This window comes from Selenihalanaerobacter shriftii (assembly GCF_900167185.1).
GTDB lineage: Bacteria > Bacillota > Halanaerobiia > Halobacteroidales > Acetohalobiaceae > Selenihalanaerobacter > Selenihalanaerobacter shriftii.
Genome location: NZ_FUWM01000006.1, coordinates 97,568 through 112,595 on the forward strand (window position 1 = coordinate 97,568; position 15,028 = coordinate 112,595).

The 15,028-nt window shown below is 32.6% G+C and carries 13 protein-coding genes; 1 reads left to right on the forward strand and 12 read right to left on the reverse strand.

Features of this window, described 5'->3' with window-relative positions:
• Positions 1 to 218: 218 nt before the first annotated feature.
• The 9 genes from bshA to B5D41_RS03890 all read right to left on the reverse strand — a co-directional run bounded on the left by bshA (position 219) and on the right by B5D41_RS03890 (position 9,266).
• Positions 219 to 1,343 (reverse strand): N-acetyl-alpha-D-glucosaminyl L-malate synthase BshA, encoded by a 1,125-nt coding sequence (gene bshA, locus B5D41_RS03850; protein WP_078809290.1) that lies wholly within the window; start codon positions 1,341 to 1,343, stop codon positions 219 to 221.
• Between the two features lies 1 nt (position 1,344).
• On the reverse strand, positions 1,345 to 2,055 hold the full coding sequence (bshB1, locus tag B5D41_RS03855) for a bacillithiol biosynthesis deacetylase BshB1 (protein ID WP_078809291.1): 711 nt from the start codon (positions 2,053 to 2,055) through the stop codon (positions 1,345 to 1,347).
• Positions 2,045 to 3,670, reverse strand: coding sequence for a bacillithiol biosynthesis cysteine-adding enzyme BshC (gene bshC, locus B5D41_RS03860; protein WP_078809292.1), 1,626 nt, complete (start codon positions 3,668 to 3,670; stop codon positions 2,045 to 2,047). The genes bshB1 and bshC overlap by 11 nt, the downstream gene beginning before the upstream one ends.
• Positions 3,671 to 3,706: 36 nt before the next feature.
• Positions 3,707 to 4,741, reverse strand: coding sequence for an adenosine deaminase (add, locus tag B5D41_RS03865; protein WP_078809293.1), 1,035 nt, complete (start codon positions 4,739 to 4,741; stop codon positions 3,707 to 3,709).
• A 26-nt stretch (positions 4,742 to 4,767) separates the two neighbouring features.
• On the reverse strand, positions 4,768 to 5,568 hold the full coding sequence (locus B5D41_RS03870) for a Cof-type HAD-IIB family hydrolase (protein WP_078809294.1): 801 nt from the start codon (positions 5,566 to 5,568) through the stop codon (positions 4,768 to 4,770).
• Positions 5,569 to 5,726: 158 nt separating this feature from the next.
• Positions 5,727 to 5,936 carry a heavy-metal-associated domain-containing protein gene (locus tag B5D41_RS03875; protein WP_078809295.1) on the reverse strand — a complete coding sequence of 70 codons (210 nt, stop codon included), beginning with the start codon at positions 5,934 to 5,936 and terminating at the stop codon, positions 5,727 to 5,729.
• 26 nt (positions 5,937 to 5,962) lie between these two features.
• The gene (locus tag B5D41_RS03880) at positions 5,963 to 6,433 is read right to left on the reverse strand and encodes a SoxR reducing system RseC family protein (RefSeq protein ID WP_159442876.1); all 471 of its coding nucleotides are present in this window, start codon (positions 6,431 to 6,433) and stop codon (positions 5,963 to 5,965) included.
• Between the two features lie 31 nt (positions 6,434 to 6,464).
• Positions 6,465 to 6,740: a metal-sensitive transcriptional regulator gene (locus B5D41_RS03885; protein WP_078809297.1), complete on the reverse strand. Its 276-nt coding sequence runs from the start codon at positions 6,738 to 6,740 to the stop codon at positions 6,465 to 6,467.
• Positions 6,741 to 6,857: 117 nt separating this feature from the next.
• A complete protein-coding gene (locus tag B5D41_RS03890; protein WP_078809298.1) occupies positions 6,858 to 9,266 on the reverse strand; it encodes a heavy metal translocating P-type ATPase in 2,409 nt (802 codons plus the stop codon).
• Between the two features lie 405 nt (positions 9,267 to 9,671).
• On the opposite strand from B5D41_RS03890, the gene B5D41_RS03895 reads away from it, so the two are divergent.
• On the forward strand, positions 9,672 to 9,908 hold the full coding sequence (locus B5D41_RS03895; protein ID WP_078809299.1) for a hypothetical protein: 237 nt from the start codon (positions 9,672 to 9,674) through the stop codon (positions 9,906 to 9,908).
• Between the two features lie 78 nt (positions 9,909 to 9,986).
• Here B5D41_RS03895 and B5D41_RS03900 read toward each other — a convergent pair whose 3' ends face one another.
• The 3 genes from B5D41_RS03900 to uvrA form a co-directional block, all read right to left on the reverse strand.
• On the reverse strand, positions 9,987 to 10,178 hold the full coding sequence (locus tag B5D41_RS03900) for a PspC domain-containing protein (RefSeq protein ID WP_234983886.1): 192 nt from the start codon (positions 10,176 to 10,178) through the stop codon (positions 9,987 to 9,989).
• An 81-nt stretch (positions 10,179 to 10,259) separates the two neighbouring features.
• A complete protein-coding gene (uvrC, locus tag B5D41_RS03905) occupies positions 10,260 to 12,083 on the reverse strand; it encodes an excinuclease ABC subunit UvrC (RefSeq protein ID WP_078809300.1) in 1,824 nt (607 codons plus the stop codon).
• A gap of 116 nt (positions 12,084 to 12,199) precedes the next feature.
• Complete coding sequence (gene uvrA, locus B5D41_RS03910; RefSeq protein ID WP_078809301.1) at positions 12,200 to 15,010, reverse strand: excinuclease ABC subunit UvrA; 2,811 nt, start codon at positions 15,008 to 15,010, stop codon at positions 12,200 to 12,202.
• Positions 15,011 to 15,028: the final 18 nt, after the last annotated feature.

Below are 15,028 nucleotides of genomic sequence, written 5' to 3' on the forward strand. Positions count from 1 at the left end.
GTTAGTAGCCTAGTAAATAGTTATCAAACTAAGAAATAATAGTTATCATAGGCTCATAAAAAAAACAGTTATTAAATCCCACATAGTAGAATATACCTCTTATAATAATATCTACTAAATCATTTTGAGATTAATAACTGTCAATTGTACTTTATTTTATTTAATATTAAATACTCTATTGAAAAGTAATATTTTAAATCAAATATTTTTAAAAAATATTATTCCTCATTTAATAATTCATAATAATATTCTTCATATTCATCAACAATTCTTTCTGCACTAAATCTAGTCACTGCCCTGTGTCTAGCATTCTGTGAAAATTCATAATACATCTCTTCATTCTGTAGTAATCTGATTCCTTTATCGGCCATCTCCTTAACATTACCTGGTTCAGCTAAAAAACCTGTTACTCCATCTATGATTACCTCTGGAATACCACCTGTATTAGACGCAATTACCGGAACTTCACAAGCCATAGCTTCAATAGCCACCAAACCAAAACTTTCTTTTTTAGAAGGCAACAAGAATAAATCTGAAATTGATAACAATTCAACTATATTATCTTGTTTTCCTAAAAAGTGAACTTTATCTTCTAAGTTCAACTTAGCTACTAATTCTTTAGCCTCATGTCTATTAGGTCCATCACCTATTAAAAGCAATTTACTATCTACTTCTTTATTGATGGCTGCAAAAATATTAATAACATCTGGAATATTCTTAACATCCCTAAAATTAGATATATGAGTAATAATCTTTTCTTCTCCACTGGTTAATTTAAGTGGCTCTTCTGGCTCAGTCTTCATATGTTCTCTAGTATCTATAAAGTTATAGATAGTCCTTATTTTCTCCTCCGTCAAATCAAAAATTTCAATACTTTCTTGTTGCAGTTGATTAGAAACTGCTGTAATGCCATCACTGCTTTCAATACTAAACCGCGTTATATTCTCAAATGAACTTTGGTTCCCCACTAGCGTAATATCTGTACCGTGAAGAGTAGTAATTACCTTAACTCCTGAATCCTCTTTTACTTCTTTAGCAATATAAGCACAAAGTGAATGAGGAATAGCATAATGAGCATGAATAATATCTAAATCTTCTTCAGTGACTAATTCAGCAATCTTATTAGCTAAAGCTAACGAATATGGTGGAAATTTAAATAAAGGATATGATGGGACCTCTACTTCATGAAAATAAATATTTTCATAATATTGATCTAATCTAAAAGGGGGTTCGTAGCTAATAAAATGGACTTTATGTCCTCGTTTTGCCAGCTGTTTTCCTAATTCTGTAGCAACTACCCCACTTCCCCCGTAAGTTGGATAACAGACAATTCCTATATTCATCTTAAACCCCACCTTTTAGCATTGTCATGTCTGAAATTTCTATGGTCTTTTTATACTTAAATCCTTCACCAACTTGAGTATTAATTAAATACCCAAAATATCTAAATTTAGCATCTAATCTACCTATAAAATCTGAATCATTTAAAGCAGTCTTAAAATTATACTCCTTACTCTTTTTAACTTGTGATTCATGAGCAAATAATGCATCCATCTTTCTTTCATATTCATTAGAAATATCGACTACAAAATCTGGTTCATCTACTCGAGCTAAAAAATAATAAACTACAGCTTCAGGACGATAAGGTTCTCCTTTAGCCTTAAACTTCTTTAATCCCGCTTTAAAACAAGACTCTGCAATTAAACGACTACTATTTTCATGATCTGGATGACGGTCATGCCAGTAAGGTGCTAAAACTACCTTAGGCCTATGTTTTCTAATCTCCTCTACCACCAGTTTAATTGCCCTATCTTCTACCTTAATCTTACTATCAGGTAATTCTAAACATTTTCTAAACTCTACCCCTATAATCTCACCAGCTCTTATTGCTTCTTCAGCCCTAATCTCTGCTGTACCATTACTACCCATTTCTCCAGCAGTTAAGTCAATAATAGCTACTTTATGACCGGATTTTTGATGTTTTATTAAAGTTCCTCCAGCACCAATCTCTACATCATCTGGATGTGCTCCAAAAGCTAATAAATCAACTGTCATCTTCATCATCACCTCTATAATAGAAGAATCGATGTTCAAAATCTAAATTAAAATAATCCACTAGATCATCTATTAAATCATAATCATATTTAATCAGATAAGGAAAGATATTAAATACTCTTTCTTGTAAATTATTAAATGGTAATAAATTATTCTCCATTTTATTAAATTGTCTGACTAAAGTTTGACTATTCCGTTTATGAAACTGTTCAGTCTTATCCTCTAAATACTCTACTTGTCCAATAATTCTTTCTAAATTATTTCTACCTAATTTATTTAAATTCTGATCTATTTTAGATATTTCATTTATCAAATTTTTATATTCTTCAGTAAAACTATCCTTAATATCACCAAAAGTTTCTGAAATATTTAATTCATCTCTCTTAGCTAATTCCTTTTCTAATTTCTGGTCAAGATTCTGTTTTATGATATCCTCTCTTCTTATATCATATTTTTCCATATAATTGGCTAATCTAGATTCAATAATGGTTATACTTTCTCGAGGATATAGAATAGGCATCTGTAAATCAAAAATAGAATATAACTCTTTTAGTTGGCTATGATAGCTAATCTCTCCTGGACCACCTACATAAGCTACAGTTGGTAATAAATAATTTTGGACTATTGGTCGCAAAACTACATTAGGACTAAAAGCAGTAGGTTCATCTTCAATCTTTTTTAATATTTCTGATTGATCTGCTACTAATTTTTGATTTCTAGTATAAAACTTTTGATCATTTATTAATAGCGAATTCCTTTCACCATTAAGGTAAACAAATAGATGTGAGTTATCTTGATCTTTGTTGATTTGGAGTGAGTAGTCTAATTGTTGTAATTCTTGGTTGGTCTCTTGCAGTTTTTCAGTTAATGATTCTTGATTTTTGATAATATCTTTATAGATTCCTACACTTAATTTTCTTATTTCCGGCCACATAGGGTCAAAAATAATCAAACCATATTCATTAAATAATTCTAAGATAATTCTACTAAACCACTCTGCTAAATCATCTGCATCTTTAGCTAATTCATATAGTTCAGAAATTATCTTATCTTTAAAATCAGTATCATATGTTTGGGCTACCAATGAATCTATTAAATCAAATGCTTTATCATTTATATTAATATCTCCAATAGAAGTTCCTATATAATCTCCTTCTATCTTAATAGTGTCTAATTTATTATCTGTATTAATCAAATTAATATGATTGATCTCTTCAAAATCATGATCTTCACTGGCTACCCAAAAAATTGGGACCACGTCTGTATTAGTAATTCTACTAGCCTTTTTAGCTAATAAAATAGCCGTTATAGCTTTGTAAATAGTATAAAGAGGGCCAGTAAGAATACCAGCCTGTTGGCCAGTAACTACTGCTCCTGCGTCTCCTTTTTTCAATAGTTCTATATTCTCTAATGTCTTTTGATTACAATCTAATTCTTGATTATAATCTTTTAAAATTTTCGTTATATTATCTCTATTCTGTTGATAGTTATTCTGCAAATAAGAATTCCTATTAACAAATGATTCGTTCAGTCTAGGATCATAATTATAAAATTCTTCTACTTTCTCAAAATTAAATAAATAGTCTTCATATATTTGATTTAATCCGGCTGTCATTATATCACACTCCTAAAACTACTCCATACTTAATCTTTATGATTTATACTTTGCCTCGATTCTTTTAAATTCAGTTTTAAATTCATTAATTAAAGTTTCTTTTTTTTCCTCACTAATAAATGCAGCTTTAACACCATTTAATATTACTTCTTCAATATCTGACAACTCAAAATCTAAAGAATTATATAAGGCTATATACTCTTCACTCAAAGTCAAATTAGAAACAGTTCGATTATCAGTATTAACTGTAACCAAAATTCCTAATTCATAATAATCTTTTATTGGATGTTCTTCAAGGTTAGGAATAACATTAGTATGCAGATTACTTGTTGGACAAACCTCTAGGGAAATCTGCTGTTCCTGTACAATTTCTACAGTTTCCTGGTCTTCATTAATACGTACCCCATGTCCAATTCGTTCTGCACTTAAATAATCAATAGCCTTTCTAACACTGTCTGCTCCTGCTGCTTCTCCTGCATGTACAGTCCGATGTAATCCAGCTCCTTTAGCCAATTGAAAAGCCTGTTCATGTTCTTCCGGCGGAAAATTAGCCTCATCGCCAGCTAAATCAATACCAACTACCCCTGCATCTAAATAATTAATTGCTAATTCCGTCACTTCTACACTCTTACTAGGGTCTTGATGACGCATACAACACAGAATTAAATTAACCTCTAAATCATAATCATCTTCTGCTCTTTGTAAACCGGTCAATACAGCTTCCACTACTTCTTCCTTGCTTAAACTTTCAGTTAATAAGAGTGGAGCAAACCTTACTTCTAAATATTTAATATTCTCTTGAGCAGCATCTTCTACTAACTCATAAGCTATTCTAATTAAAGCTTCTTTAGATTGCATTATCTTTAAAGCAAACTCAAATTTCTTTAAGTACTCAGCTAAACTATCACAATCATCACTGACTTGTAAATAATCTTCCAATTCTTCTTTATTAACAGTTGGTAATTCAATCCCAAATTCTTGAGCTATCTCTATCGCAGTTTCAACTCTTAGAGAACCATCTAGATGTAGATGTAACTCTACCTTTGGCAACTCTCTAATTAAATCTTCCATTCTTAACCTCCTTATGAACCTTCCTACTACAATATAAACTTCTTAATTACTTCCGCTACTCCAAATTCCTCGTTAGATTTTGTTATATAATCAGCCTTTTCTTTCAACTCCACAGAAGCATTAGCCACGGCAACACCTAACCCTGCATATTCTACCATTTCTAAATCATTTAAACTATCACCAATGGCTATTACTTCATCTTGCTTCACTCCTAAATCCATTGCTAAATCAGATAAAGCTGTTCCTTTAGAAATCTCTTTATTCATAATTTCTACAAATCTCGGTTTAGATTTAGTAATATTCAGTAAATCTCTAAATCGACTACCTAATTTTAATAAAATTTCATCAGTTTTTGCCGCATTTTCACTAATAATTAATAATTTAGTTGGTGGCTTTGTTAAAAATTCAACAGGATCTTCATTAATTAGAACAGGTTTTATCCCAGAAATTCTTTCATATATGTCGGCTTCATCTCCCAAATTATTTACGTACAATATATCATCTAAGTAAATATTCAAATGCCAATCTTCTTCTGTAGCTAAAGCAACAATCTCCTTTGCTAAATCTATAGGTACCGGTCGATGGTACTTTACATCACTAGAAACCGCCTCTTTTATTAAAGCGCCATTATAAGTGATAATTGGAATATCTAAACCCAAATCTTTAACATATGGTAAGGTTGAGGAATACATTCTACCAGTAGCTACTGTCACTACTATACCTTTATCGACTGCTTCTTGTATAACTTTTTTTACTTTTAAAGGTAAAATTAATTCATCTGATAATAAAGTATCATCCATATCAATTGCTACTAATTTATACTTCATTTATAGACCTCCATCTATATAAAGACTCCTTTAATCTTATTTCTATAAGCAGTAACTAATTCCTTGTTTATTAAAAGACTAGTTTTAATTATCTAAGTTATATAGTTTTAGGCTACTCTCTAAATATTTAGAGAGTAGCCTAAAACTAATAATCTATTTTATTCTACTTCATAAGGTCCAGCCTCTGTGATTGCTGACTTTAAATCAGCAAGATTTACTTTGGCATCATCATACTTAATAGTTACTGAATCGCTATCTAAATCTACTTCTGCTAACTGAACACCATCTAAAACCTTTAAAGCCTCTTCTACAGCATTCTTACAATGACCACAAGACATACCTTGAACAGCAATATTTACTTCATCCATTTTTATATTTGTCACCTCCTTATGAACTAATGGTGATTATGGCCTCCACCACAATCTAGGTCACATTCTACATTATTAAAGGTATTTCTAACTACTCTTTTAATTACTGGTTGATATTTACCTTCTTCACTACCTTTTTCTCCATATTTCTTAGTTATTAGAAAAGAACTTAATAGAGAAATAATTCCTACAAATGCCCCTACTAAATCTGCATCTCCAAATCCCAAGTTATTACCAGCCCACTTACCAATAAAGTAACCTATAAAAAGATTTATTAACGGTAAAAAATATACTAGAAATGCTGCACCTAATATATTCTTATTCTTCATCTCAATTATTACCATCTGTCCTGGCTTAGCTCCAATAGAGTTTTGAGCCTCAACTTCTAAATCTTCAGCATCATCACATTTACCACATTTATCACAGCTCCCTTGTCGTCTAATGGCAACTGTTGCTAATCCATCATGAACCTCTAATACCTCTGCATTCTCACGCAATAGGATTACTCCTTTCTCTACTTAAAAGTCTCTATTTAGTAAACTTAAAGATAACATCCATTAACTCATCAATGATTTCATCATTTTCTTCATCTTCAGCTACCGCTTGCATAACACAACCATGGGTATGATCCTCTAATATAGACATTCCAACCTTCATTAAAGCCGCTTTAGCAGCCGCAACCTGAGTTAAAACATCTACACAGTACTTCTCTTCATCAATCATTCGCTGAATACCCCGTACTTGACCCTCTATTCTTTTTAAGCGAGTGATTAAATCATCTTTTTGTTTATTATATGAACTCACTTCTCCCCCTCCTTTTTAAACACATTTCTATATATATTTCTATATCTTAATTCTATATCGATATTAATCTTCCTCTATTTAAGTTAATTGCTTTTTCTTAATTTTAAATTCTATAATTTAGGATGTTCGAGGATTATACCTTTTAAGCAGTAAAGAGTTAGAAACTACTGAAATTGAACTAAAAGCCATCGCACCTGCTGCCATAGCAGGAACTAGAAAACCAAAAGCTGCTATAGGAATTCCTACTATATTATAGAAGAATGCCCAAAATAGATTCTGTTTAATCTTCTTCATGGTTTTCTTGCTTAACCTAATCCCAGTAGCTACACTTATTAGATCTCCACGCATTAAAGTAATATCTGCTGCTTCAATTGCCACATCTGTTCCAGTACCAATAGCTAAACCGATATCAGCTGTTGCTAAGGCTGGGGCATCATTAATTCCATCTCCAACCATTGCTACTACTTTATCGCCCTCTTTTAACTTCTTAATTTGATCAGCTTTATCTTCTGGTAAAACTTCAGCTACAACTCGTTCAATTCCTACTTCTTTAGCAATCGCCTTAGCAGTCCGCTCATTATCTCCAGTTAACATTACAGTTTCAATGCCCATCTCTTGTAATTCTTCAATCGCTTGAGCAGAAGTCTCTTTTACAGTATCTGCAACAGCAATTACACCTACTAATTCTTTATCAATAGCTATTAGCATTGCTGTCTTACCTTCAGTTTCTAGCTTATGACTCGCTTCTTTTAAAGAAGAGATATCAATATTATTATCATTCATTAATTTTTGATTTCCAAATAATATTTCTTCTCCGTTATGCTCAGCTCTAACTCCATGGCCTGGAATTGCTTCAAAAGCATCTGGATCTTCAGGCTTAATCTCTAATTCTTTAACATATTCCATAATAGCTAAAGCCAATGGATGTTCTGAACCTTTTTCTACTATTGCAGCATACTTTAATAATTCTTCATCTGAAAAGTCTGCTATATTGATAATATCTGTTACTTCTGGTTCTCCTTTGGTAATCGTACCTGTCTTATCAAAAACAATGGTTTCTATCTTATGTGCTTTTTCTAAATGTTGTCCTCCTTTAAATAGAATTCCATTTTCAGCACCTTTACCTGTACCAACCATAATTGCAGTTGGTGTGGCTAGACCTAAAGAACATGGGCAAGCAATAACTAAGACTGCTGTCATATTAAGAATAGACAACGTTAGATCTCCAGTGGTAGTATACCAACCAATGAAGGTGATAATAGCTATTCCAACTACTATTGGAACAAAGATCCCCGATACCTTATCAGCAACCCGTTGAATTGGAGCTTTAGAACCTTGAGCCTCTTCTACCATTTGAATAATTTGAGATAAAGCAGTGTCCGCACCAACTTTAGTAGCCTCAAACTTTAATGCACCATTCTTATTTAAAGTTGCTCCAATCACTTCATCTCCAGCTTCTTTCTCGACTGGAATACTCTCACCAGTCAACATCGACTCATCAACTGCCGAATGTCCTTCTTTAACAACTCCATCGACTGGTATCTTTTCTCCTGGTTTTACCATTATTATATCGCCAGCCTGCACATCTTCTATTGGAATCTCCTTTTCTTCTCCATCTTCAATAATTCTAGCTGTATTAGCCTGTAAATCAAACAATTTTCTAATAGCTTCTGATGTTCTACCTTTAGCTCTGGCTTCTAATAACTTCCCTAAGCCGATTAAAGCAAAGATCATTACTGCCGTGTCATAAAAGACATGCCCTTCTAAGATAAACGTATTAGCTACACTGTATAAATAAGCAGCAGTAGTTCCCGTTGCAATTAATACCGACATATTAGCACTCTTATTCTTTAAAGCATAATAAGAATCTTTATAATACTGCCACCCTACAACTGTCTGAATTATTGTAGAGATTACAAATTGAAGAAATATATTTTCTAAAATATCTGGAATATTCTGTCCAGTGAATTTTAAGAACATCATTGTAAAAAAAGGTAAAGAACCTATTGCAGCGATGATAAATAAATTCAACTGCCTTCTCTCTTCTTTACTCCTTCTTTTCTGTTCCCTATCTTCATTAGAATCATCTCCAAGTTTATCAACCTCGTATCCTAAATCTTCAATCTTTGCACTTAAACCTGACTTAGAGATTTCTCCTGGAAGGTATTCGATAGTCGCTTTTTCTACAGCAAAATTCACTGTAGCATGTAGTACACCTGCTAATTCATTTAATCCCTTTTCTACTCGAGTTACACACGCAGAACAAGTCATCCCATTAACTTTAAAATCAACTCTCTCTACAGGGACATCATACCCCAAATCCTCTATCTTATCTATGAAATCTTTCATCCCTACTTCTTCTGAATTATAATTAACTGTTGCCTTTTCTACTGCAAAATTAACAGTAGCTTCACTTACTCCTTCTAATTTGTTTAAACCCTGTTCTACTCTATTAGCACAAGCTGAACAAGTCATCCCTTCTATCTCTATATCTGTTCTAGTTTCTTTCTGTACTTCTTCTGTCATATTACTCCCTCCTTCGCATTTATATTAAATATAAATAATAATCACTCTTTATATACCCTTAAGGGGTATGTCTATAGAAAGAGTAACATATCTTATCTAACTTGTCAACCATTAAATATTTAATTAACATATTAATAATTGCTGATTCTCCATTAAATTAATTTCTCTAATTAACTACAAATTTTATTATTATCTTTGTCACTTTTCAAAAAAAGTATTCAATAATAAAAATATTGATAAATTTCCCGGGAAAACTTAATTCTTCGGCAATAAAAAAAGAGAGACCAAAAAACATTGATCTCATAAAATGAATAATTTTACTAGTTATTAAAATCAATCTAAATTCAAATACTAAAACCAAATTATCAATATTAACTATATAATTTATAATAGGAGGAATAATTTATGTTTAAACAGATAGAACAGCACATGAAATTTGGAGGTATGAAAGTTAAAAATAATGTCCCAATCGAAGAAATTAATAATTTCATTTTAGAATTACCTGAAGAAAAACGAAGTAGTTGGGCAGAAGTAACTCAAATTTTAGAAAATAAGGGGATGATTACTATGGATGGCGATGATTATAGTACCATTGATGACGAATTATTAGATGCTCAAGTAGAAGAAAATAGACGAATATAAATTCTTTAACATTTACTATCAGTGCCAGTTGTCTGTGCTAGTTAATTTAACTGCCACCGACCGCTGACACTGATCTCTTCAATTCTTTTTTGGTATGATTATCCAACATAAGATATAAGCAATAAAACCTGCTCCTGCTCCAATGAATAATAAAACCCATATTAATCTCACAATTGTAGAGTCAACACCAAAATATTCACTAATCCCACCACAAATACCAGCAACCATTTTATCTGTACTTGAACGATAAAGTTTATCATTTAAATTCAAAGCTATCCTCTCCTTGTTTAAGTTACTCACTAATGATTATATTCAACAAAGAAAGAGTAGTTCCTTTTAAAGACATATATTTTAAGGTCTAGTATGCTCTTTTAAATAATTATAAATAGTAGTAGCCATCTTTTGACTAATACCATGCACTTCACCAAGTTCCTCAATTGATGCCTTACGAATCTTATCTAAAGAACCAAAATATTTTAATAGACTCTTTCTCCTCTTTTCACCTATTCCTGGAATATCATCTAACATCGAATGAGTGACCCGCCTTGACCGCAGCTTCCGATGATAATTAACAGCAAATCTATGGGCTTCATCTCTTATACGCTGAATTAGATATAAGGCCTCTGAATCTCTAGGCAAGATGATCGGGTTCTGTCTATCTTTCACAAAAACCTCTTCTTCTCTTTTTGCTAAACCAAAGATAGGTTGATCTGCTACCCCTAAATTATCTAAAATTTTTAAAGCAAAATTCAACTGCCCTTTCCCGCCATCTATTAAGATTAAATCTGGCATCTGTTGCCCTTCATTAACTAAACGAGAATATCTCCGCTGAACAACTTCTTCCATCATAGCAAAATCATTTGGACCCTCTACTGTCTTAATCTTAAATCTTCGATAATCGCTCTTTTTGGGCCTCCCATTTTCGAAGACAACTAATGAAGCTACTGGATCTGTACCTTGAATATTTGAAATATCAAAGCCTTCTACTCTAATTGGGGGCTTATCTAAATCTAAATAAGTCTGTAGCTGGCTTACTCCTTTAAGAGGCTTACGACTCTGATAATCAGACTTAATTAGATAATCTTTTAGATTATACTTAGCATTCCTTTGGGCCATATTTACTAACTCTTTTTTAGCTCCTCGTTGAGGAGTCTTTAGATGAACCCGGGAACCTCTTTTTTCATTTAACCAATCCTCTATTATCTCTTTATCCTCGATTTCAATTTCTAGCAAAATCTCTTTTGGAATATAATTAGTATTCATATAGTACTGTTTGAGGAATGCAGTTAAGGTTTCATCTATGGCTTCAATTGATGTACCCTCCATAATAAAATCTTCCTCACCTACTAAACGTCCATTTCTAACTACCATAATCTGCACGCAGGCTAAATCATCTTCATGAGCAGTAGCAATTACATCCTGATCTTCAAAATTAGGTGAAACCATCTTCTGTTTTTTAGTTATTTTTTTAATAGCTGTAATCTGATCGCGAAGTTCAGCTGCTATTTCAAAGTCTCTTTTTTCAGCTACCTCTTGCATTTGGCCTTCTAATTCCTTAATTAAATCCTGCTGTTTCCCTTCTAGAAAGAGTTGGACCTCTTTTACCATATTTTGATATTCATTTGATGGAATCTCTTCAATACAAGGACCTAAACACTTTTCAATATGATAATTTAAACAAGCACGTTCCTCTTTTTTTTGCTCAGTCAATTTCTTTTTGCAATTTCTTAAGGGGAATAAATCTCTTAATAATTTTAAAGTTTTACGTACGGCATTAACATTAGTATAAGGACCGAAATATTTAGCCCCATCCTTCTTTACAATCCTAGTCATAAATACCCTAGGATAATCTTCATTAGTAGTTATTTTAATATAAGGATAGGTCTTATCATCCTTTAATCTAATATTAAATTTAGGATTATATTTTTTAATCATGGTAGCTTCTAGAATTAAAGCCTCTACTTCAGAGTCTGTTAGAATATAATCAAGATCAGATATTCTTTTAACTAATGCTTTTGTCTTTAATGAATGGTTTCTAGACTTTTGAAAATAAGATCTAACTCTTTTCCGCAATGATTTAGCTTTACCTACATAAATTACTTGTCCAGATTTATTCTGCATTAAATAAACCCCTGGACTATTAGGTAGGTTATCTAATTGTTGCTCTAATTTCATAATATAAACACCCCATAATTTAATTGCCAATTGACAATTAAAACCTTAAAAATAATTAGACACAGACTTACATAGACAGCTCACAGACTAATAATACGTGATATTATAATCTGTTATTATAATATTTCTTGTAAAAATTGCCCTGTATAAGATTCTTTAACCTCAGCTACTTCTTCTGGAGTTCCTGTAGTAATTACTTCTCCTCCATCTCGACCGCCTTCTGGACCTAAATCTATTATATAATCGGCAGACTTAATAACATCTAAGTTATGTTCAATTACAATAACTGTGTTACCGCCTTCTCTTAACCTCTTTAATACTTCTAATAATTTTTTAACATCTTCAAAATGTAATCCTGTCGTTGGCTCATCCAAAATATAGACTGTATTCCCAGTGCTTCTCTTACTCAATTCAGTAGCTAATTTGACTCGTTGAGCTTCTCCTCCAGAAAGAGTTGTAGCCGGTTGACCTAATTTCATATAACCTAGGCCAACATCATATAAAGTCTGTAGTCTCCGTTTGATCTTAGGAATATGCTCAAAGAATTCCAATGCTTCTTCTACTATCATATCTAATACATCAGCTACCGTCTTACCTTTATATTTAATCTCTAAAGTTTCATTGTTATATCGTTCCCCTTCACAGACTTCACACGGCACATAGACATCTGCTAAGAAATGCATCTCAATCTTGATAATCCCATCACCACTACAGGCCTCACAGCGGCCACCTTTTACATTAAAGCTAAAACGTCCTTTCTTATAACCACGACGTTTTGCTTCTGGTGTTTTAGCAAATATTTCTCTAATATAATTAAATACTTTCGTATACGTAGCTGGATTTGACCGAGGAGTCCTACCAATAGGTGATTGATCAATATTAATCACTTTATCTATCTCTTCTATACCTAATATTTCATCATATTGCCCTGGTTTATCTTTAGATTGATAGATCTCCTGCATTAATTTTTTATTTAAAGTTTGATTAATTAAGGTACTCTTTCCTGACCCAGAAACTCCAGTTATACAAGTGAAAACCCCTAATGGGATTTCAACATCTATATCTTTTAAATTATGTTGACTAGCTCCTTTTATCTCTAAGTATTTACCATTAGATCGATACCTTTCTTCTGGTATAGGAATTTCTTTTTCACCAGCAAGATACTTTCCAGTCAGTGATTCTTCTGCTTTTATCATATCCTCAGTCTTACCTTGGGCTACTATTCGTCCCCCATGCCTACCAGCCCCTGGACCTATATCTATAACATGATCAGCTGATCGAATAGTCTCTTCATCATGTTCTACTACAATAACTGTATTCCCGACATCTCTTAAATCCTTTAATGTCCTAATCAGTCGTTCATTATCTCTTTGATGCAAGCCAATACTAGGTTCATCAAGAATATAAAGTACTCCTACTAGACTTGAACCTATTTGAGTAGCTAGTCTAATTCTCTGTGCTTCCCCTCCGGATAATGTACCAGCTGAACGGCTTAAAGTTAAATAATCAAGTCCTACATTATTTAAGAAAGTTAATCGTTCTCTAATTTCTTTTAAAATTTGACCTCCTATTATTTCCTCACGTTCATCTAATTCTATATTATTAAAGAAGGCAAGTGTGTCTTCAATAGGTATATCTGTTACTTCTTTAATTGAACGTCCACCAACTGTAACCGCTAGGCTTTCTGGTCTTAACCTACCACCTTCACAGTCCGGACAGTTACCAATGCTCATATATTTTTCTAATCGTTTTCTAGATTTATCAGACTTTGTTTCTCTAGTTTTTCTTCTTAAATACCCAATAACCCCTTTAAACTTCGTTTCATGCATCCTAGTTCGATTATAACGATTAGTATACTTAAACTTTAATTCCTCTGAAGAACCATATAAGATAATATCAATAATTTCATCATCTAACCCTCTTAATGGCGTATCCAAACTGAAATTAAAATGTTTAGCTAATGCTGTTAATAATTGTGGGTAGTAACGACTTCTAGATCTACGCCAAGGCAGAATAGCCCCATCATTAATCGATTTGTCATGTTCTAAGATTAAATCAGGATCAAATTCCCGTTTTGAACCTAAACCATCACAGGTTGAACAAGCACCATAAGGACTATTAAAAGAAAACATTCGTGGAGTTAATTCTTCTAAATTAATACCACAATCAGGACAAGCAAAATGCACACTAAAAAGATGTTCTACTTCATCTATAATATCTACAATTACTAATCCTTCCCCTAATTCTAAAGCAGTCTCTAATGAATCCGCCAATCTTTCTTTAATTCCATCTTTAATAATTAAACGATCAATAACTACTTCAATTCGATGACGTTTATTCTTATCTAAATTAATCTCTTCAGCAACATCTCTTACTTCCCCATCAATCTTAACCCGTACGTAACCTTCACGTTGAATATTTTTGAGAACATCTTGGTGTTCACCTTTACGATCTTTAACTACTGGAGCTAGAATCTGCAACTTAGTTCTTTCTTCGAAATCTGATACTTGTTCTACAATTTCATCAATCGTCTGCGAAGATATCTGATCTCCACATTCTGGACAATGAGGGGTCCCAACTCTAGCATATAATAATCGTAAATAATCATATATCTCCGTGACAGTCCCTACTGTAGAACGAGGGTTTTGACTAGTAGTCTTTTGATCAATTGAAATTGAAGGAGATAGGCCTTCAATATACTCTACCTTTGGCTTCTCCATCTGACCTAAAAATTGTCGGGCATAAGCAGATAATGATTCTACATATCTCCGCTGCCCTTCAGCATAAATAGTGTCAAAAGCCAGAGAAGATTTACCAGAACCACTTAATCCAGTAATTACGATCAACTCATCTCGGGGAATTTCTACATCTATATTCTTTAAATTATGCTCTTGTGCTCCTTTAACTATAATCTTATCCTTAGCCATCACTAATTACCTCCGATA

Bases quoted from the DNA above. Each gene is read 5' to 3' on its own strand.
- B5D41_RS03875 (WP_078809295.1), bottom strand. From the start codon at position 5,936: ATGGATGAAGTAAATATTGCTGTTCAAGGTATGTCTTGTGGTCATTGT.
- bshC (WP_078809292.1), bottom strand. From the start codon at position 3,670: ATGACAGCCGGATTAAATCAAATATATGAAGACTATTTATTTAATTTT.
- bshB1 (WP_078809291.1), bottom strand. From the start codon at position 2,055: ATGACAGTTGATTTATTAGCTTTTGGAGCACATCCAGATGATGTAGAG.
- add (WP_078809293.1), bottom strand. From the start codon at position 4,741: ATGGAAGATTTAATTAGAGAGTTGCCAAAGGTAGAGTTACATCTACAT.
- uvrC (WP_078809300.1), bottom strand. From the start codon at position 12,083: ATGAAATTAGAGCAACAATTAGATAACCTACCTAATAGTCCAGGGGTT.
- B5D41_RS03895 (WP_078809299.1), top strand. From the start codon at position 9,672: ATGTTTAAACAGATAGAACAGCACATGAAATTTGGAGGTATGAAAGTT.
- bshA (WP_078809290.1), bottom strand. From the start codon at position 1,343: ATGAATATAGGAATTGTCTGTTATCCAACTTACGGGGGAAGTGGGGTA.
- B5D41_RS03890 (WP_078809298.1), bottom strand. From the start codon at position 9,266: ATGACAGAAGAAGTACAGAAAGAAACTAGAACAGATATAGAGATAGAA.
- uvrA (WP_078809301.1), bottom strand. From the start codon at position 15,010: ATGGCTAAGGATAAGATTATAGTTAAAGGAGCACAAGAGCATAATTTA.
- B5D41_RS03870 (WP_078809294.1), bottom strand. From the start codon at position 5,568: ATGAAGTATAAATTAGTAGCAATTGATATGGATGATACTTTATTATCA.